This is a genomic window from Micromonospora yangpuensis, assembly GCF_900091615.1.
GTDB lineage: Bacteria > Actinomycetota > Actinomycetes > Mycobacteriales > Micromonosporaceae > Micromonospora > Micromonospora yangpuensis.
In genome coordinates, this window is record NZ_FMIA01000002.1 from 807,151 (window position 1) to 824,525 (window position 17,375).

General features: G+C 69.5%; 19 protein-coding genes and 1 pseudogene. 10 read left to right on the plus strand and 10 right to left on the minus strand.

Going from position 1 to position 17,375, the window contains the following annotated elements; translation table 11 throughout:
* Positions 1–32: 32 nt before the first annotated feature.
* From GA0070617_RS03850 to GA0070617_RS03870, 5 genes are read right to left on the minus strand one after another with little or no spacing between them, the layout of a single operon-like run.
* Positions 33–578 (minus strand): hypothetical protein, encoded by a 546-nt coding sequence (locus GA0070617_RS03850; RefSeq protein WP_091433978.1) that lies wholly within the window; start codon positions 576–578, stop codon positions 33–35.
* Between the two features lie 36 nt (positions 579–614).
* Entirely contained in the window at positions 615–2,672 is a 2,058-nt protein-coding gene (locus GA0070617_RS03855; protein ID WP_091433980.1) for a hypothetical protein, read from the minus strand.
* On the minus strand, positions 2,669–3,028 hold the full coding sequence (locus GA0070617_RS03860) for a DUF6507 family protein (protein ID WP_091433982.1): 360 nt from the start codon (positions 3,026–3,028) through the stop codon (positions 2,669–2,671). Before GA0070617_RS03860 ends, GA0070617_RS03855 begins: the two co-directional genes overlap by 4 nt.
* A 39-nt stretch (positions 3,029–3,067) precedes the next feature.
* Positions 3,068–3,373, minus strand: a complete 306-nt coding sequence (locus GA0070617_RS03865; RefSeq protein WP_091433984.1) for a pore-forming ESAT-6 family protein — start codon at positions 3,371–3,373, stop codon at positions 3,068–3,070.
* A gap of 19 nt (positions 3,374–3,392) precedes the next feature.
* Positions 3,393–3,728, minus strand: coding sequence for a hypothetical protein (locus GA0070617_RS03870; RefSeq protein WP_091433986.1), 336 nt, complete (start codon positions 3,726–3,728; stop codon positions 3,393–3,395).
* Between the two features lie 219 nt (positions 3,729–3,947).
* On the opposite strand from GA0070617_RS03870, the gene GA0070617_RS30350 reads away from it, so the two are divergent.
* From GA0070617_RS30350 to GA0070617_RS03890, 5 genes are all read left to right on the plus strand, one after another.
* Entirely contained in the window at positions 3,948–4,106 is a 159-nt protein-coding gene (locus tag GA0070617_RS30350) for a hypothetical protein (RefSeq protein ID WP_175440426.1), read from the plus strand.
* A gap of 83 nt (positions 4,107–4,189) precedes the next feature.
* Complete coding sequence (locus tag GA0070617_RS03875; protein WP_091433989.1) at positions 4,190–4,861, plus strand: hypothetical protein; 672 nt, start codon at positions 4,190–4,192, stop codon at positions 4,859–4,861.
* An 84-nt stretch (positions 4,862–4,945) separates the two neighbouring features.
* Entirely contained in the window at positions 4,946–6,754 is a 1,809-nt protein-coding gene (locus tag GA0070617_RS03880; protein ID WP_342341779.1) for a lantibiotic dehydratase, read from the plus strand.
* Positions 6,751–7,836 carry a thiopeptide-type bacteriocin biosynthesis protein gene (locus tag GA0070617_RS03885; RefSeq protein WP_175440427.1) on the plus strand — a complete coding sequence of 362 codons (1,086 nt, stop codon included), beginning with the start codon at positions 6,751–6,753 and terminating at the stop codon, positions 7,834–7,836. The genes GA0070617_RS03880 and GA0070617_RS03885 overlap by 4 nt, the downstream gene beginning before the upstream one ends.
* The gene (locus tag GA0070617_RS03890) at positions 7,833–8,930 is read left to right on the plus strand and encodes a thiopeptide maturation pyridine synthase (RefSeq protein WP_091433994.1); all 1,098 of its coding nucleotides are present in this window, start codon (positions 7,833–7,835) and stop codon (positions 8,928–8,930) included. Before GA0070617_RS03885 ends, GA0070617_RS03890 begins: the two co-directional genes overlap by 4 nt.
* 21 nt (positions 8,931–8,951) lie before the next feature.
* On the opposite strand, the gene GA0070617_RS03895 is transcribed toward GA0070617_RS03890, so the two are convergent.
* The gene (locus tag GA0070617_RS03895; RefSeq protein WP_091433996.1) at positions 8,952–9,374 is read right to left on the minus strand and encodes a winged helix-turn-helix transcriptional regulator; all 423 of its coding nucleotides are present in this window, start codon (positions 9,372–9,374) and stop codon (positions 8,952–8,954) included.
* Between the two features lie 115 nt (positions 9,375–9,489).
* Between GA0070617_RS03895 and GA0070617_RS03900 the strand changes: the two genes are divergently transcribed.
* Positions 9,490–10,404: an aldo/keto reductase family oxidoreductase gene (locus GA0070617_RS03900; RefSeq protein ID WP_091433997.1), complete on the plus strand. Its 915-nt coding sequence runs from the start codon at positions 9,490–9,492 to the stop codon at positions 10,402–10,404.
* Here GA0070617_RS03900 and GA0070617_RS03905 read toward each other — a convergent pair.
* Entirely contained in the window at positions 10,373–10,828 is a 456-nt protein-coding gene (locus GA0070617_RS03905; RefSeq protein WP_091433999.1) for a phosphatase domain-containing protein, read from the minus strand. The two genes, GA0070617_RS03900 and GA0070617_RS03905, sit on opposite strands and share 32 nt — an antisense overlap.
* Positions 10,829–11,095: 267 nt before the next feature.
* Here GA0070617_RS03905 and GA0070617_RS03910 point away from each other — a divergent pair, with 267 nt between their 5' ends.
* Positions 11,096–11,368, plus strand: a complete 273-nt coding sequence (locus GA0070617_RS03910) for a hypothetical protein (RefSeq protein ID WP_091434001.1) — start codon at positions 11,096–11,098, stop codon at positions 11,366–11,368.
* 4 nt (positions 11,369–11,372) lie between these two features.
* On the opposite strand, the gene GA0070617_RS03915 is transcribed toward GA0070617_RS03910, so the two are convergent.
* Positions 11,373–12,119 carry an XRE family transcriptional regulator gene (locus GA0070617_RS03915; RefSeq protein WP_229688396.1) on the minus strand — a complete coding sequence of 249 codons (747 nt, stop codon included), beginning with the start codon at positions 12,117–12,119 and terminating at the stop codon, positions 11,373–11,375.
* A 977-nt stretch (positions 12,120–13,096) separates the two neighbouring features.
* On the opposite strand from GA0070617_RS03915, the gene GA0070617_RS03920 reads away from it, so the two are divergent.
* The 3 genes and pseudogenes from GA0070617_RS03920 to GA0070617_RS03925 all read left to right on the plus strand — a co-directional run bounded on the left by GA0070617_RS03920 (position 13,097) and on the right by GA0070617_RS03925 (position 14,885).
* Complete coding sequence (locus GA0070617_RS03920) at positions 13,097–13,738, plus strand: hypothetical protein (protein ID WP_091434002.1); 642 nt, start codon at positions 13,097–13,099, stop codon at positions 13,736–13,738.
* Positions 13,716–13,892 (plus strand): annotated as a pseudogene (locus GA0070617_RS32305) (helix-turn-helix domain-containing protein); the annotation flags it as partial. The gene GA0070617_RS03920 and the pseudogene GA0070617_RS32305, both read left to right, overlap by 23 nt.
* A gap of 96 nt (positions 13,893–13,988) precedes the next feature.
* Complete coding sequence (locus tag GA0070617_RS03925; protein ID WP_229688395.1) at positions 13,989–14,885, plus strand: ImmA/IrrE family metallo-endopeptidase; 897 nt, start codon at positions 13,989–13,991, stop codon at positions 14,883–14,885.
* 867 nt (positions 14,886–15,752) lie between these two features.
* On the opposite strand, the gene GA0070617_RS03930 is transcribed toward GA0070617_RS03925, so the two are convergent.
* Both GA0070617_RS03930 and GA0070617_RS03935 read right to left on the minus strand, forming a co-directional pair.
* On the minus strand, positions 15,753–16,415 hold the full coding sequence (locus GA0070617_RS03930; RefSeq protein WP_091434007.1) for a YdcF family protein: 663 nt from the start codon (positions 16,413–16,415) through the stop codon (positions 15,753–15,755).
* A 10-nt stretch (positions 16,416–16,425) separates the two neighbouring features.
* Positions 16,426–17,190, minus strand: a complete 765-nt coding sequence (locus GA0070617_RS03935) for a GntR family transcriptional regulator (protein ID WP_091434009.1) — start codon at positions 17,188–17,190, stop codon at positions 16,426–16,428.
* Positions 17,191–17,375 lie beyond the last annotated feature (185 nt).

A 17,375-nucleotide genomic window follows, 5' to 3' on the forward strand; every position in this document is an offset into this window, starting at 1 on the left:
GCGTCAGCCCGCCGGCGACGGACCGCCGGTGGCTACCGGGTGGGCTGGGCCGCCGGCTCGCTCACCGGGCGGGCGCCCCGCTCGCGGCGGGCGATCGACCAGTAGTCGCCGAACTCCGGGACGGGTTCCCAGTTGTCCGCGACGGGCACGTCGTCGTACTCGTAGGTGTCCTTCATCCGTTCGACGTGGTCCATGACGATCCGCTGGACGTACCCGTCGGGGCGGAACGACAGCTCCTCGACCTTCGTCGCCTCGCTCTGGCGGAGCTTGGGGTCGTCGTTGGGATATTCCCACAACATGACCGTACGCAGGAACAGGCGCTCGTCGTCGGCCTTGACGAACCAGTACTTCAGGTTCTGGCGGCCGTGCTGGTCCCGGAACGTCACCGAGATGGTGTCGGTCTGCCCGGAGACGGTCACCAGCACCGGCTGGCGGCTCCCCCGGGGGCGAAGGGCGGCGATGAACTGCTCACCCGCGGCATCGCGGCCACGGGCCTCGTCCTCGCTCAGAGCGACCCCGACCCGGTTGCGGCGCACGTTCCACGAGTGGCAGTACTCGATCTCGCCGGGCTCGCTCATCGGCGACTCCTTTCCGTTGCGCTGCTCGGGCGCTGCTCACTCACCATCGTGATCGCCCGGGACGTCGTCGCCGCCCTCACGGTATTCATCGTCCGGAAGCTCGTAAACGTTACCCTCCTCGTCACGGATGGTGATGCCCAGATTCTCGGCCTCCTTGAGGACCTCGGGGGGAATGTCGGCGTCCTGCACCGGCACCTCAAGGATCATCTCGCCTTCCAGCTCCTTGCCGACCAGGTCGTCACCGAGGTCACGGCGGTTGGTCGGCGTATCGGCGATGATCGTGCCTTCCTTGTACTTCCGGTCGAACTCGCGGAGGTACTCGATCGCCGTCTCGGGCTTGATCTCGGCCAGCTGGGTGAACTTGCGCGAGACGATCTCCCTGCCCGGCACGTACGAGTCGACCCGCGGATACTGGCCCTTGTCGCTCTTGGGCTCGACGTGGACCTCGTTCGCGCCGCCCTGTTCCGTGTAGAAGGGCTCCCGGCGGTGGTTGAACTCGTTGCCCTCCCGCACGTTCTGGAGCCACTCCGGGGGCCCGGACGAGTCGGTGTCCGCGGTGTTCGCATCGGATCCGTCGGCTGCCTCGTCGCCGGGCGCCGAGGCCTCGGGTGTGTCGTCGCCCGGCGTGCTGTCCGGGTCGCGGTAGCTCGGGTTGTCGTCGCCCGGCCGGTCACCCGGGTTGTCGTCTTCCGGCGGGTCACCCGGATTGTCGTCGCGCGGGTCGCTGTCGACCGGGTCGCTGTCGACCGGGGTGCGGTCGCCCACGGGGCCGTCACCGACGCCGGTGTGCGTCGGCGGGCGGCTCACGGGCGGGTCGTCACGTGGCAGCTGCGGGCCGTTCCCGTCGCCGGAGTCCATGTTCATCTGGTGGCCGGGTCGGCCGTTGGGCATCTCGACCTCGAAGCCCCGGCCGATCGGCACGTCGCCGGCGATGGCGGGGACCAGCCCGAGATTCGGGATCTTGATGTCGAACTTCCCGGCGACGTTGAGGGCGACGTCGCCGACGGTGGGAAGGTTGTCGAGCCAGTTGCCGGTACGGACCAGCGCGGCGCCGATGCGGGCGGCGGTGGCGCTGCCGCGGATGCCGTTGACGGCGGCGCCCGCCCCGCGCAGGCCGGAGCCGGCGCCCTTGGTGCCGACGACCGCGGAGACGATGTTGAAGGTAGTCATGCCGGCGGCCTTGGACTTGTCCTCGCCCCAGGTGTCGTAGGCGATGATGCTCTTGCCGGCGTTGAGCAGGAGATTGCCCGCCTCACGGCGCCCCATGAAGGGCATGCCGGTGGTCTGGTCGATCACCGCGGTCACCGGGTTGGTGTAGACGGCGACCGCCCAGACGAACTTGCCCAGCCCCAGCCAGGACTGGCCGGCGGTGCCCCAGCTCCACTCGCCGGTGACCGGGTCCCGGCCGATCAGCCCGCCGAGGTCTTCGAGCATGGTCACGAAGCTCTCGCCGATGCCGCCGAAGTACGCGCCGACGTCGCCCCAGAAGCCCCGGTCGTGCTCCTCGTTGCTGCCCCAGGGCAGGGCGCCGTCCTCACCGGCCGCCGCGTCGAGGGTGTCGGCGGTGAAGCCGTACTCGCCGTCGTCGGCCCGGCCGTCGGCGTTGTCGGCCCGGTACTGCCGGCCGCCGTACAGTGCGTTGATCGTGTTGGCGCAGGTGCGCTGGGCCTCGAAGAAGGCGGCGACCTGTGTGTTGACCGCGGAGATCAGGCCGTTGTGCCGGTCGACCTTGCTCTCGTCCTCGCGCCAGTCGTCGTCCTCATTGGTCGAGGCGACGAACTGCTCGGCCTGGAGTTTCAGCGCCGCGAGCTGGGCCTTGATCTGTTTGACCTCGGTGGCGTACGTGCTCAGCGCGGTCCCGACGGCCTGGATGTCCTCACCGACCGACGCCGACACCGTGCGTACGGGGCCGGTGGCGGCGAACAGCTGGGCCGCCTCCGGTGCCTCGTACACCGCGGCCAACCCCTGCCAGGTGCTGTCGACCGCCTGGCCGGTGCTGGCGAAGTCCCCACCCGTGGTCCGGATCGTCTGGGCGTGCGTGGCCAGCACGTCCAGGTCACCGGGGATCTGTGGAATCTCCGCAGGATTGATCATTCCGGCACCGCCCTACGGCCCGGCCCCGGCATCACCGCCGAGGGGTCCGGTGCGGCGGTGGCGTTGCGTTGCGCGTTGGCGGCCATCTCCAGGTCGCCCTGGACGTAGGCGTTCGTCGCCTGCGCCGCCGCGTTCGTGCACGCCCCGGTGCGGGTGAAGACGAACTCCAGATCCGTTCGGATGGACGCCACGAAGCCCTGCAGCGCCTTACCCACGATCTCCGAACTCGACTGGACGGCGGATCCCTCCAACGCCGAGTTCAGGCTCTTCATCTGCCCCTCGAACGGGGCGGCCGCGGCATGGGTGCGATTCAGGACCCCACGTACTCCCTCGGGGGAGATGTCCCAGGCGCTCACGCTCGTGCTCCCTCGTCGACACTTGATCGGAAAGCCGGGTCACCCGATGGACTGCACCGCCGAGCGGGCCCGGGTGAGGGTGCTGGTCGCCGTGTCGTCGTTCTTCGCCATCGTGGTCTTGACCAGGTCGATGATCGTGCGGACCTCACCGGCGGCCCGGTTCCACCGGTCCTCGACGGTGCGGTACTCGTCCGACACGCCGTCGGCCTGGAAGTCGGCCATGGCGGCCGCGACATCGGCGCTGCGCTGCGAGATCACCGCCTCCAGCCGCGCGACGATGCCGGCGAGATCACCCTGGACCTGCTGCGAGGTGCCCGTGTCGAAACTGCGTCGGTCGGTGCCCATGACTGTCGCTCCCCTCGGATCAGCGGCTGCCGGAGAACCTGGCCGCGTCGAAGTTGGCGGTGCCCGCCGCCCTGGAGGCGTTGTCGGCCATCTCGGTGTCACCCTGGCCGAACGCCGAGTCCATGCCGCCCTGGCCGCCCAGGATCGCGCCGAGCGCGGAGTTGAGCGCGGCCGTGATCGAGTCGGCGTTGGCCTTGAACGAGTCGAACGCGGCCCGCCCGGCACCGTTGAAGTTTCCCTGCAGCGGCTCGGCAGCGGCGACCAGCTGCCTGATGAGGGTGCCGAGCTCGTCGGAGGAACCCTGGGTCTGCTTGGTGAGGCTGCCGAGTGTCTGCGCCCCCATGTCGAACTTCATCCTGCACCTCCACCTGCCGGGATGAATAACGTTCCCAGTCGATGCTACGACGACCGCGCCAGCCCGCGGTGCCCCCGGCCGGGGGTCGTCGCTGTCGGTTTCCGGCAGAGCGGAACGGCCGGATCCGTAACCCGCAGGACATCGATGCCCGTCATCCGTGCACTACGCTGAGCCATTGCAGATTCACCCACGGTGGGTGGGCTGCGGAGGGAGCGCGTCATGGAGGACATGGCCGTGGAGGCGACGGAGTTCGCCGATCTCGACATCGTCGACCTCGATCTGCCGATCGACGAGGAGCTCGCCGCGGTGAGCATCGGTGGCCTCGGCAACACCGAGGTCGGCGCGTCCGGTTTCTGGGGGAGGAGCTGGCTGATCTGAGCCCGGGCGGCTCCGGCGCGCCAGCCGGCCACGCCGGAGCCGTCCGACCGGACCATCCCGAGCCACCCCCGTGCGAGGTTCCTGTGCCCGCTCCGCCCACCGACTCCACCGGCCCCGTCGTCGTCGTACGGGTCGCCGCGCTACCCACGCAGGCCCTGGCGGAGACCGCCGCACCGGCCTCCTGGGCGACGGTCCAGGCCATCCTCGCCAGCCGTCGCCTGGTGGCCGAGGTCGGTGCCCGGCTGGCCGACGAGGTCCACGGCTTCGTCGCGGACCCGGCCCTCGCCGACGCCCGGCCGGAGCTGGTGGCCCTCCGGCGGGCCCTGCACAACCACCGCCGTCCCGGACCCCGGGCCTGGCCCGGCAACCATGCCGAGCTGCTGCCCGCCCGCTTCCGAGCCGAGCTGACCGGCTGGACCGTCGAGCTGGCCCGGTCCGCCGCGCTGACCCGGCGACTTCCCGAACTGCTCGACGCCGAGCGGGTCCGCAGCCTGCGGGCCCTGCGCGAGTGGAGCGCCACCGAGGTCTTCGAGTTCGGACTGCTGCAGTCCAGTGAGGACCTTTTGCACGCCCTGCTGAAATGGCGTGCCCAGCCGGAGGGCAGCGCGCCCCGGGCCCAGGTGGCGCTGCGGCTGGCCAAGTACCTGGCCCGCGCGGTGGCCAAGACCAGCCCGCAGGCCACCTTCATGATGAGCGGGCTGTGCCGGTGGTCCGACGTGCCGACCCCCGTGCAGCCCACCGGCCGCTGGGCCTGACGCAGCGCCGTCGAGCCGGACGTACCCCTGCTCCAGGCGCTCAGCCGCCGCCTGGCCACCGACGGTGCCGCCGACCGGCTCGTGGTGGCCGTCACGCCGGACGCCGAGGTGGCCGAGGGGCGGATCTGGTTCGGCCACCCGGGACGCGAGCGCATCCGGGGACTGCTGTTGACCCCGCCGGTGCGTACCGTCGTCGAGGCCGTCGGTGCCGGCGGACCCCTCGCGGAGGTGGGCCGCCGCCTGCCCCGCGACGCCGCGGTGACCTTCGACCGGCTGGTCGAGATCGGGCTGGTCGAGATCCGACCTCCCTTCGCCGACCAGGCCGCCGACCACCTGCACGACCTGCGCGCCTGGCTCGGCCCGGACGCACCGGCCGCCGGACCGCTCCGGGCCCTCGCGGACGCCCTCGACACCTATCCGGCCCCCGGGACCGGCGCCTGCCGTCGCCGGGAGCTGCACCACCGGATCCGCACCGAGTTCGAGACGGTGAGCGGCCAGGTCGGTGGCCCGCCGCTGCCCGCCCGGAACCTCTTCCGGGAGAACGCCGTCTTCACCGCCGACCCGGTCCGCCTCGGCGGGCCGGCCTGGCGTCCGGCCGTGGCCGACCTGCACGTGGTCCACCGCTTTCTGGCCCTCTTCCAGCACTCGACGGTCGTCCGGTTGGTGGCCCACCGGATCTTCGTCGACCGGTACGGCGCGCACGCCCGGGTGGGTCTGCTCACGCTGCACCGGGAGCTGTCCCGGCTGACCGTCGACGCCGCCCCGGCAACGGCGCTGGCGGAGCTCGCCGGCCTGCTGCACCCGGGGGAGCCGCCCGACCCGGCCGGCAGCACCCTCGCCGAGGTGCGGTTGCTGCACCGGCTGCGACAGGAGGCACTGGCCACCCTCTGGGCGGGGCCGGAAACCGGCCAGGACGGAATCACCGTCGACCCGGCGCGGGTACGGGCGTTGGCGGCCGGCTGGCCGCCGTGGGTACGACCCGCCCCGGCGTTGGCCTGCTTCGTCCAGCAGGTACCCGCCGCCGACGGGCTCCGGCTCGTGCTCAACGGCGTCGGCGCCGGGCACGGGGCCGTCCGCAGCCGGGTGCACCGGCTGCTGGCGAAGGTCGCCCCGGAGGCAGCCGACCCCGTCGACCCGCCCGGGTCCACGGCACTATCCGGTCCCGACCCGGCGGGCTACCTCGCCGAGCTCACCGGCCTCTTCGGCAGCAACGTCAACCTGCGCTCCCCGGCGGTGGGCTTCGAGATCTGCCACCCGGGGATGGTCAGCGCCCGCCCACCGCAGCAACGGATCCCGCTGGACGACCTGGTCGTGACGCCCGACGCGGCGACCCCGGGTCTGCGCCTGCGGCGGCGCAGCGACGACGGTGCGGTCCGCATCGCGTACACCGGCATGATGGCCGGGGCCCGGCTGCCCCGCCTCGCCCGTTTCCTGGTCCACCTCTTCGGCGACGTGCCCAACGCCGCCGCCCCGACCGCCCAGATCTTCACCGGGACCCCGGAACACCCGACCGGCACGGTACGGCGACGACCCCGGCTGTCGATCGGCCGGGTCACCGTCTCCCGGGCCTCCTGGCGGGTCCGCGCCGATCTCGTGCCGGGCCGTGCCAAGGGCGTCGACGACGCCGGCTACCTGCTGACCCTGGCCGCCTGGTTCGCCGAACACCGGATCCCCCAGCGCTCGTACGTCACGGCGAGCCGACCGGCCCCGGTCAAGCCGGTCTACCTCGACCTGGCAAACGTGCCGCTCGTACGCCTCTTCGAACGCCTGCTGCGCGGCCCGGACGCGGTGCTCACCTTCCAGGAGGCCCTGCCGCAGCTCGCCGACGCCCCGAGCTACGGCACCGAGGGCCGGCACGTGACCGAGTACGTCGTCGAGATCGGCCCCTCGTGACCCCGCCGCCCTGGCTGTCGCTGCACGCCTTCCACCGCGGCGACCACGACCGGCTGCTCACCGGGGCGGTCGCCCCACTGGTCGCCTCGTTGCGGGCCACCGGCGTACTCGACCAGTTCTTCTTCATCAGGTACTGGGAGGGCGGGCCGCACCTCCGGCTCCGCCTGCTGCCGACCCGGCCCGACCTCGCCGCCGACGTCGCGGCCTGCACCCGGTCCACCCTGGAGGCGCACCTGGCCCGGTTCCCCTCCCCACCCCCGGGGCCCGCCGAGCGGTACGCGGCCCTCGCCGAGCGGTACGCCCGCCTGGAGGGCCGGGCCGACCACGACCGACGGATCCGCCCGCCCGACGTGGTGGAGGTCCAGCCCTACCAGCCCGAGTACCCGGTCTACGGCGGCCGGGCGGCGACCCGGGCCGTCGAACGCCACTTCACCGACTCCAGTTGGCTGGCCCTGTCGACGTTGGCCCGCCCGGCGGCTGCGGATCACCGCTCGCGGCTGGCGGTGCTCGCGTTGGCCTCGGCGCTCGCCGCCTGGCAACCCGACCGGCACCGCCTGGCACACCTGCTTACCCGGTCCCGGTCCCACTGGGACCCGGCCGACGGTCACCGGGCACGGCGGGAGAGCTACCTGCGGCAGCGCACCGCACTGCGGCGGCTGGTGTCCGGCTGCTGGCCGGCCGCGCAGTCGGCGCGACCAGGGGCTGATCCGGACCCCTTCGTCGCCGCCTGGTCCGCCTCCATCCACCGGCTCCGAGCCGAGCTGACCGACCTGCACCGGGCCGGGGACTTCCGCCCCGACCTGCGGTCGGTGCCGACCCGCTTCACCGCCGACGCCGGCCCGTCCCGCTTCACCGCCGACGTCGGGCCGACCCGCTTCACCGAGGCCGGGCCGACCCGCCTCGCCGACGTCGGGCCGACCCGTGCGGAGCAGGCGTTGCTCGTCGTCCTGCTGCGCTGTGTGCACCTGCTCTGCAACCGGCTGGGTCTCGGTGTCGACCAGGAGACCCAGCTGCACTACCTGGTCTGCGCCGCCTGCGTCGACCTCGGAGAACCCGCGCGCGAACAGGAGGACTTCCGATGACAGCCACCCCGCCGCCGGAGGAACCCGGCTGGTACAGCATCCAGGTCCGGTACCACGCCCAGGAGAAGGACGACCTGATCCTGGACGGCGTACGCCCCCTGCTGACCGCGCTCGCCGACGTCGTCGACCAACCACATGTCATCCGCCACTGGCGTCGTGGGCCCCACCTGCGGATCAACCTGCGGACCACCCCGCAACTCTGGGCCGCGACGGTACGCCCCACCGCGCGGCGCAGCCTCTCCGGCTACCTGCGTGACCACCCCTCGACGGCCGCCCTGCGCGAGGCCGACCACCTGGCGGCACACCGGCGGCTCGCCGTCCGCGAGGCAGACCCCGGCCCGCTCACCCCCTGGTACCCCGACAACACCGTCCAGTTCGAACCGTACGAGGACCGTCGGCACGTCCTGGGCAGCCCGCAACTGGCGAGCCTGCTGGCCGGGGCGTACGCCCGCAGCACCGCCCTGACCTTCGACACCCTGGCCGCGATCCGCAGCGGTGCGGTGGACCGGATCGGGCACGCCCTGGACCTGCTGTTCGCCTTCGGTCATCTCAGCGTCCCACCGATCTCCCGGGGCTACCTGTCGTTCCGGTCGCACGTCGAGTCCTTCCTGGCGTACACCGCCGACCCCGACGCCGTCCGCGCCACGTTCGACGAGCGGTACCGGCGGCACCGCCCGGCGCTGCGCGACCGGCTCGACGCCACCCTGGCCACGGTGCGGGGCGGTCGCCCGGATCCGCTGGTCGAGACCTGGCTGGGGATCGTCCGGGACCAGAAGGCGCGGGCCGAGCCGCTGTTCACCAGCGGCGAGATCGACCTCGACCACCTCGACCAGCAGGGCATGGAGCTACGACACCCGATCGCCTTCCACGACATCCTCAGCGAGACACCGGCCCACCGGAGCGAGGTGCTGTCGCAGGTCTGGTTCCGCTGTCACCGGCTGGCCATCAACCAGCTCTACTCCCACCTGGGCCGACTCGGCATCGTGCCGACCCAGCGCTACCTGCTCTGTCACCTGGTGGCCCGCACGGTCGAGGAGGAGTACGACATCTCACCGGCCGCCCTGGCCCGACAGTTCGTGGACGCCCGGCGGTGAACCGCCGGGCCGCAGGCCCGGTCAGGAGGCGTCGTGGGCGTCGCGGTGGGCGAGGACCTCACCCATGTGGTCCTGCGCCCAGTACCTGATCTCCCGGGTCATCCGGTGCAGCGACAGACCGAGGTCGGTCAGCTCGTAGCAGACGGTGACCGGGACGGTCGGCGTCACCGTCCGGGTGAGCAGACCGTCGCGTTCCAGTGAACGCAGGGTCTGGGTGAGCATCTTCTGACTGACCCCGGCCAGCAGCCGGGCCAGCTCGGAGTAGCGCAGCGCCCTCGGCGCGTCCGGTCGCGGGCCGGCGTCACCGCCCAACGCGCACAGCACCAGCACCACCCACTTGTCGGAGATCCGGTCGAGCAGCTGACGGCTGGGGCAGACCGCGAGGAACGCGTCGTAGTCCGCCTTGGCCCGGGCCCGTTGCTGCGCTGCTCTCGTTGTGGCCACCGGGCTCCCCTCTCCCTGCTGGGTGGTTACGCACTTTCAAGTGCCTACTTCCCGATGGAGAGTAAAGCTCCCATGCTGGAACGCGCCACCCTCTCCCGACAACGAAAGTGACCCGATGAGCACCTCTCCCACCGCCCTGCCCGGCGGCACCTGGACGCTCGGCGACCACACCGTCACCCGCTTCGGCTACGGCGCCATGCAACTCGCCGGACCGTGGGTGCTGGGGCCACCCGCCGACCGCGACGGCGCGCTGGCCGTTCTGCGCGAAGCGGTCGACCGGGGCATCACCCACATCGACACCAGCGACGCCTACGGGCCGCGGATCACCAACGAACTGATCCGCGAAGCGCTGCACCCGTACCCGGAATCGTTGTTGATCGCCACCAAGGTGGGGGCGAACCGCGACGCGCAGGGCGGTTGGCCGACCGCCCGCCGCCCCGCGGACCTGCGCCAGCAGGTCCACGACAACCTGCGGTCCCTCGGGGTCGACACCCTCGACCTGGTCAACATGCGGATGGGTGACGCCCAGGGGCCTCAGCCCGGCCCGATCACCGAGGCGTTCGAGACCCTCGTCGAACTCCACCGCGACGGCCTGATCCGCCACCTGGGGGTCAGCAACGTCACCGCCGAGCAGGTCGCCGAGGCCCGCACCGTCGCCCCCGTCGTGTGCGTGCAGAACATGTACAACCTCGCCCACCGCCACGACGACCAGCTCATCGAGCAACTGGCCGTCGACGGCGTCGCCTACGTGCCGTACTTTCCGCTCGGTGGTTTCTCACCGGTGCGCTCCGCGGCACTCTCGGCCGTCGCCGCCCGGACGGGGGCGACCCCGAAGTCCGTCGCCCTCGCCTGGCTCCTGCGGCGCTCGCCGAACGTCCTGCTGATTCCCGGTACGTCGAAGGTCGCCCACCTGCGCGAGAACATCGTCGGCGCCGGCCTCGCCCTGTCCGACCAGGACCTCGCCGAGCTGGACCGCGAGGACCGGGCCCCGGTCGTCGCTAACGATCCGTCGGACCCACCGCGGCACTGAAGGCGTGGCGCAGGAACCTGCGCTGCCAGCGGACCTCGACGGCGCGCCTGTGGTAGTGCCGGCGCACCCAGTTGACGGCCTCGTCGGGGGCCATGCCCTCGAAGACGCACAGGGTCGCCAGGCCGGTGCCGGTACGCCCGATACCACCCCCGCAGGCGATCTCCACCCGGTCGGATTCGGCTCGATCGTAGGCCTGCCGGAGCACGCGCAGCGCTTCGTCGGGGTCGGCCGGCAACCAGAAGTCCCGCCACCGCACCCAGACCCGTTCCCACTGGGGTTCCGCGGTCGGCTTGTCCGTCAGATGGACCGCGAACGTCGGCGTCGGGCCGTCCGGCGAGTCGTATCTGAGGCCCCGTCCCCGGAAGCGGCGCCCGGACGGCAGCTCGATCACACCCGGAGCATCGACACTCCACTGTTCCGTCATGGAGACTCCCAACTCGTCCTCGGTACGGAGATCGTGTGCTCGACCTGGAGGTACGGGCCTCGCACGTCGTGATGATGTCGCAACTCTGGGCCATTGCGGAACTGATCGCGCGAGCTGCCGAACGTTGACCCGGGTTGCTGTCCCGGCTCGCAGTGCCGACCGGCCGCAACTTATCGGCTGTCTGGACTTCCGGGCAGCTCCTTCGAGCGCTTCTTTGGCTGGCAGTGGCTCCAGTCGTAGACGCCATCTGGGGGTAGGTTCTCGGGAGTGTTCATCGAGATCAACTTCACGAGTGGGCTCCCCGTGGATCGGGACGACATCGAAGATGCGCTCCAGGAGCTTGACGCCTTCGAGGTCGTTGGCGCGGGTGTCGGTGAACTGGGAACCAACCTCGACGTAGAGGTGGTCCTGCCGATTTCGCGGGACGAGGCACTCAAGCTGGTCGCGGAGTTGTTGCATCGGTTCGGCGTGGCGACGATGGCCTGCTTGCAGGTCTCGGATCCCAGAACGCGGATCGAAGTCGTAGATCTGCTCGGATAGTTCGTTACCCCTCAGCCGGCGGTTCGTCTGCCTCGTTGAGGACGTGGCGTAGCTGCTCGGCGGTGAGGCGGCGGGCGTGCCAGATCAATGCGGCTGCATCTCGGGCGTCGGGGTGGTCGGGTGGTGGATCGGCCGGTTCGTGGCCGGTGAGGGCGGCCAGGTCGTCGGCGGGTAGGCCCAGCAGGGCGGCGAAGCAGGCGACCAGGTCGGGACTCATTTCCTTCCTACCGTGACCGATGCGTCCGATGGTGGCGGCGGCGTAGTAGTGAGGCGTGACCCGGGCCAGGCATCGGGCTGTCGCGGACCACCCGAGATTCCGGTTTCGGAGCAGGCGCAGGATGAGCCCGCCGGGCCCTGGCGGGTACCGCTCACGGGGCGGTGGAGGCGGGAACGACCTGCTTCGCTCGGTCTGCGGTAGTGACCGGACCGCGTGGTGGAGCCGCCCCCGCTCCGTGGGTGGTAGTTGCGTCGATGCCGCGACCAGCGCGGGTACCCAGCTCCCGGCGGCCGGGTCGAGCGGGGTCAGATCATCCGGTACGGGCAGCTCCGCGATGACGAACAGGTCGGCGGTGTGCAGGCCGAGGGCGGGTGCCAGGAGCCGTACCAGTGCGGGTGTCGCCGGTTGACCTGTGGCGACTGCACGCAACTCCGTCTCCCGGACGCCGGTGTAGACGAGCAAGGTGGACAGGAGCAGGCCCCGATGCTCCAGCAGCCGGGCCAAGGGCCCCTGTGTGCTCGGCGTGCTGCCCATCCGGCCATGCTAGGGCTCAAGAGATTGGCAAACTTCCCATGGGGTTCTGCAACCCGACACGGACGCCTGCGGGCACTGCCTCTCGGCACGCCACGATGTTGATCGCCGCCTGACCAGCCTCCAAGAGGTGCGCAGGCTCTGTGCCGCTCGGCTTGCCGCCACTTGCGGAACTCCACACTGCGGTTCAGCAAGTTCCCCGGAACAAGGCCAGCTATACCAGCAACTAGGGTCACCTATCCCAACATGGAGACATGCCGATCATGCTGTCAAAGTCAGGGCGGGCATAGACAGCAACAGAGCCGCGAGCCGACCACCAGCAGGGTGCCGAACGCTCCTCAGGCTCGGGTGGTGACCTGCGGGGACGGCTGCCCGGAGGGTCAAGATCATTCTGCGTATTTTGCACGGAGCGCTGCAGCGGTGGCTTCGGGTGGCATCCGGCTGCACGGGTCGGCCGATCGATGCGGGGGAGTATCCGCAGGTCAAGGAGTTCTTCGCTGGTCTTTGAGGTGCCCCCGGCAGGATTCGAACCTGCGACACACGGTTTAGGAAGGCGACAGCGGCAGAGTGGCCGCTGTGGCCGCGAACAGGGCGGACCGACTTCTCACCGGATCCGCGAGCCAAGATCATTGCACGTACTCTGCACGAGGCGCTGCGGATGCCCGAGGACGGCCGGAGGCCGCCCGCAGGGAAGGCCGCAGCGCGACGGATACCCCTGCCTTGCAAAGATCAAGACGACTGTCGGCCGGCGTCGGTGACTGCCGCTGGCCTGCTCGCCGTGTCGCCCGTCGCCGCTCTCGGACCGGGTCTGTCGATCGACTTGGCTGTACGGATGGCTGTACACAACCCTGCTCCGTACCCCACGCCCGTGGGTCCTGCCGTTCACTGCCGCCCCGGTCCGCCGACCGGCCGCCACGCCGACAGGACGGTAGGTGCGCCACTGCTTCCACGTTAAGAATCTCGCTGATAATATCCCTTCCATGTTTAACGAAGACGTTGAGCGCATCCGCGAAGCCCTTGGCCCGCTCTGCGAACCCCTGCACGATGTCTTCACCTGGGCTGACCAGCAACGCAAGAAGGCGCTACCGGAGCTCGACGGCCTGCCGGAGTACAGGTGGCACGCGACCCACACCATCCGTGCATTCGCTCACCTCCGACTTCGGCAGATCAAGATCGACTCCTGGAACCTCGCTGGCAACCACTCACGCAACGGAGAGCTTTGGCTCACTGACGGCGATTATCGAGCACGGCTCCTACACACGATTCGTGACGCAGATGTTCCTGCAGCGGGAAGCAACGCCGCGAGGCAGGCCTACTACCGAAACGTGCCGCTCTTCACTCTGGCTCAGCAGCGGCTCACGGGACCGCCGGACGATCGCCTGCTGTTCGTCTGGCGGATCGACCTGAAGACCGGCGTTCCGGCCTTCCGGGTGGTAAGGCCCATCGGGAACTGGAAGTGGGGCGACCACGCCGAGACTGACATCGACTTCATCTTGCCCGAGACGGCAGAGGATCTTGCTGTACTAGAGTTCGAACCCTCGGATGAGGGCATGGAGTTGGACATCCCAAACGAGGACCAACTGGAAGGCGGGATCGAAGATGCTGGCGGCAGCGCCGGGTGAGCGACTTAAGACCCTGCGTGACATTCTGGGGTTGACGCAGAGTCAACTAGCCGAGGTGTCTGGCGTCAGTCAACCCTGGATATCAGATGTCGAAACGTCAAGTAAGGAGGCGACACAGGATAAGCTGCAACAGATTGCGGACGCGACCGGCACACCGGTCAGCTTCTTTGCGGCTCGCCCTGCATCGCTTCCTCTTGACACCCTCCGTTTCCGGAAGACGTCTGCCGCCAGGAAGACCACTACTCGGCGAGTGCACGCCGTCTACGGTGAGAGCTACCGCGTGACGGAAGATTTGGTTGAAGCGGAGCGCTATCCGACGCCGTCTCTGCCCTTTACTTCCAACGACGCCGACCTTGCCAGCACTGAGATTGAGCAGCTCGCAAACGAGACACGGGAAGCACTTCAACTGGCCCCCGGTAAGCCCATTCCGCACCTCACGCGTGCTCTTGAACGAGCCGGCATTGCAGTTGCCCCCATGGTTCTTCCAGATCACGATGGAGAAGAACAAGTTGCGGTCGGCCATTTTGGCGTCTCCTACTGGGGCGGCCTCGGCGCTACTGCGTTGATCGGATATTTTCCAGGCCATCAAGGGGACAGGGACCGCTTCACCCTGGCTCACGAGCTCGGGCACCTGGTCCTGCATACCTTTCGACCGAGAATCACCCACAATCAAGCCGAACAGGAAGCGAACCTTTTCGCGACTGCTCTACTGGTGCCGCTCGATCGCGCTCAGGCCAGCATGTCGGACAGACTCTCGCTGACCGACTACGCTCGACTAAAGGCGACCTGGGGCGTTTCCATCCAAGCTCTGATTATGCGCGGACATACTGTTGGTGCCGTAGGAGACACTCGAAAGAACTCCTTGTTCGTCCAGTTATCAGCGAAGGGGTGGCGAAAGCGCGAACCCGTCTCGGTGGGGCATGAATCACCGAAGCTGCTTTGGACATTGCTGTCTCGCCGCTATGGACCTCGCCCTTACCTGCAGGGTTCAGAAAAGCTTGCGATTCATCCGACCCTTTTGCGTTCGATCGCGCCGACTCCTCAATTGGCTATTGCTAACCAAAGCCAAGTCGACCCGACTCAGAATGGCGGGGTGAAGGTAGTCGATTTTGGCGCGGGGCGCAGGGCAGTACGGCGGAGAGCTTAGCGTCCGCCGATCAACTCCTTGCCATCCCGTCTGCCGCCGACCCACACACCGTGGAGCGGGCCAGGGCCAGGGCGACAAGGTGGAGCGCCCTACCGGACGTACGACCTTGTCGCCCTGGCCCTGGTCTGCTCGGCTTGCCTGGGTCGGTGGCTGGCGGGATGGCATCCCCCAACCCCTCCACCCACGGCCGAAACGTTCGGCAACTCCATCCCGGAGTCGTTCGGCCCCCGCCGGAGGCAGCTCTAACCCCCACCCCGCCCCACCCTCCGCCCTTCTTCGCACCCCCACCCCTTCCCCACCTCGGACCCGTGAGCAACCCGCCGCGTTCCGTTCGGCAACTCGCCCCGGGCGACCCGCTGACCGGTCCGCGGCTTCGTCTCGTCAGGCTGGATGATGACCGGACCGGTGCAGGCGGCACGCCCGGCCACAGGTCTATCCGGGACTCGTCACCGGGTCACCTCGCTGACCCAGGAGTGACGCGCGGGGCGGGGCGTGGGGTTCGGGCCGGTTGACTTTCCGCCCCGGGCGGGTAGGCCCGGGGCGGCGGCTCCGCAGGAGCCGGTTACCGCGCCCCGGCCCGCGCCCCGGCCCGCGCCGCGCGGAGCGCCTTGATCTTTACTGAGATTGTTTCGGCAACCGTTGGAACTGATGCATGGCTCCGTCAGCTACGCCGCTGCTGGCGTCTGCTCGTCGGTTGGACACGGCGACACGGGGTAGGCGCATGGCGGTCAGATGTACGCGGACGGCACGGCGGTCAACTCGGTGCTGAATGAGTTCATCGAGGCGGCGCAGTCGGGGACTCGGGGCCGCCGGTCGAAGACGGTCGCGGTGCCGCCTGAGATGGCTGAGGCTGGCCGACGGGCCGACCTACACGAGGCGGCTCGTGAAGCCGGCGTCGGCCAGGCGGGTGTAGGCGGCGCGCACCTGGTCGGGAATGTCTTGGGGGATCGCGAAGCCGAGTTCGGCGTACATGTCGATGCGCTGGGTGTCGCCGACGAGCATGTCCATGACCTTCTTGGTGTCGCCGATGCTGGCCACGTAGTCGTCGAGTGAGAGCTGGTGGGACGCGCAGATCACGTCGACCTCGGGCCAGAGCTTCTTGCAGGTGGCGTACGCGCGGCGCTGTTGGTAGGGGCGGGACATGAGGATCACCGATCGGGCCGGGACCTGGTGCTTGGCAAGGAGTGCGCGGGCGTACTCGATGTTCTGGCCGGTGTTGGTGGCCTGGGTGTCGATGAGGATCGCGGCGGTTGGTACGCCGTGGGTTATGGCGTACTCGCGGTAGTGGACGGCTTCGCCTCGCGGGAAGGCCTCGGTGGTGGTCGGGGCGTTGGCACCGGTGAAGACCAGGGTGGGGTACATCCCTCGGTGGTAGAGGTCGGTGGCCACCTTGGCGACTCCGAGATCATGGCTGCCGAGGCCGATGCCCACATCAACGGGCCGGATCTCGTGGTGCATGTGGTGGTAGTCCCACAGGCATTCGACGTCCGCGCGGTGTTCGGCGGGGATGGTCGGGGGAGTCGTCGTCATCGTGGCTGCCTCAGTCGGGAATCTTGAAGGTGTACGACCAGGTGAAGCGGGATGCGGCGTGGACTCCGCGGGCGAACTCGACGGGGCGGCCGTCGTGGGTGACGGTCGTGCGGTGCAGGATCATGACCGGCTCGCCTGCGGGGAGCTGGAGTAGCTGGGCTTCCTCGGGTGTGGGCATCCGGGCTCGTACCGTTTCGGTGATCGTGTCGGGCTCCAGTCCTCGGCTGGTGAGGATGCCGAAGCCGCCGCCTTGTCCGGCGGGGCCGGGCGTCGGGTCTACCAGCGAGGTTCCCTCGACGTCTTCCGGGCGGTAGTAGCTGGTCAGGGTGTGTGTCGGCACGTCGGCTTCGGTGACCAGGCGGGCGCGTTCGTAGACGGGTGCTCCGGGCGCGAGTCCGAGGGCTTCGGCGGTTTCGGCGTCCGCTTCGGTCAGGCGTACCTCGTTGGTCTGGTCGCCGGGCGTCCAGGTGCGGCCGGTCGCCTCGCGGTCGGCGGCGAACGCGACGAGCCCTGACTTCCACTTGCTCTTGGCGTAGCGGTCGGTGCCGAGGCGTTTCATGGCGACCCGTGGCCGGACGACGGTGCCGCGTCTGCGGACGGGCGTGACGAGTCCTTCGGCTTCGAGGACCCGAACTGCCTGACGGACGGTGTTGATGTTGACGCCGTGTTCGGTGGCGATCTCGTCCTGCTTGGGCAGGGTGCTGCCCTCGGGATGGTCGCCGCGTTGGATGGCCTCACGCAGCAGCGCGGCGAGATCCCGGTACCCGATACCCATTGGCTCCTCCTGGCCGGTGCGCTGTGTCGAGGTATCTCTACCTAGCAAGTGTGCCCACCCGTTCAACATTAGAGCTAGTTCTATTGACAGCACCATGGTCGATCGGGTCACATAGAGCTAGTTCTAATGCCTGGCTGGTGGGAGAGCGTGATGCGTGGCCCTGCGGAAGTTCCGACCGTCTCCAG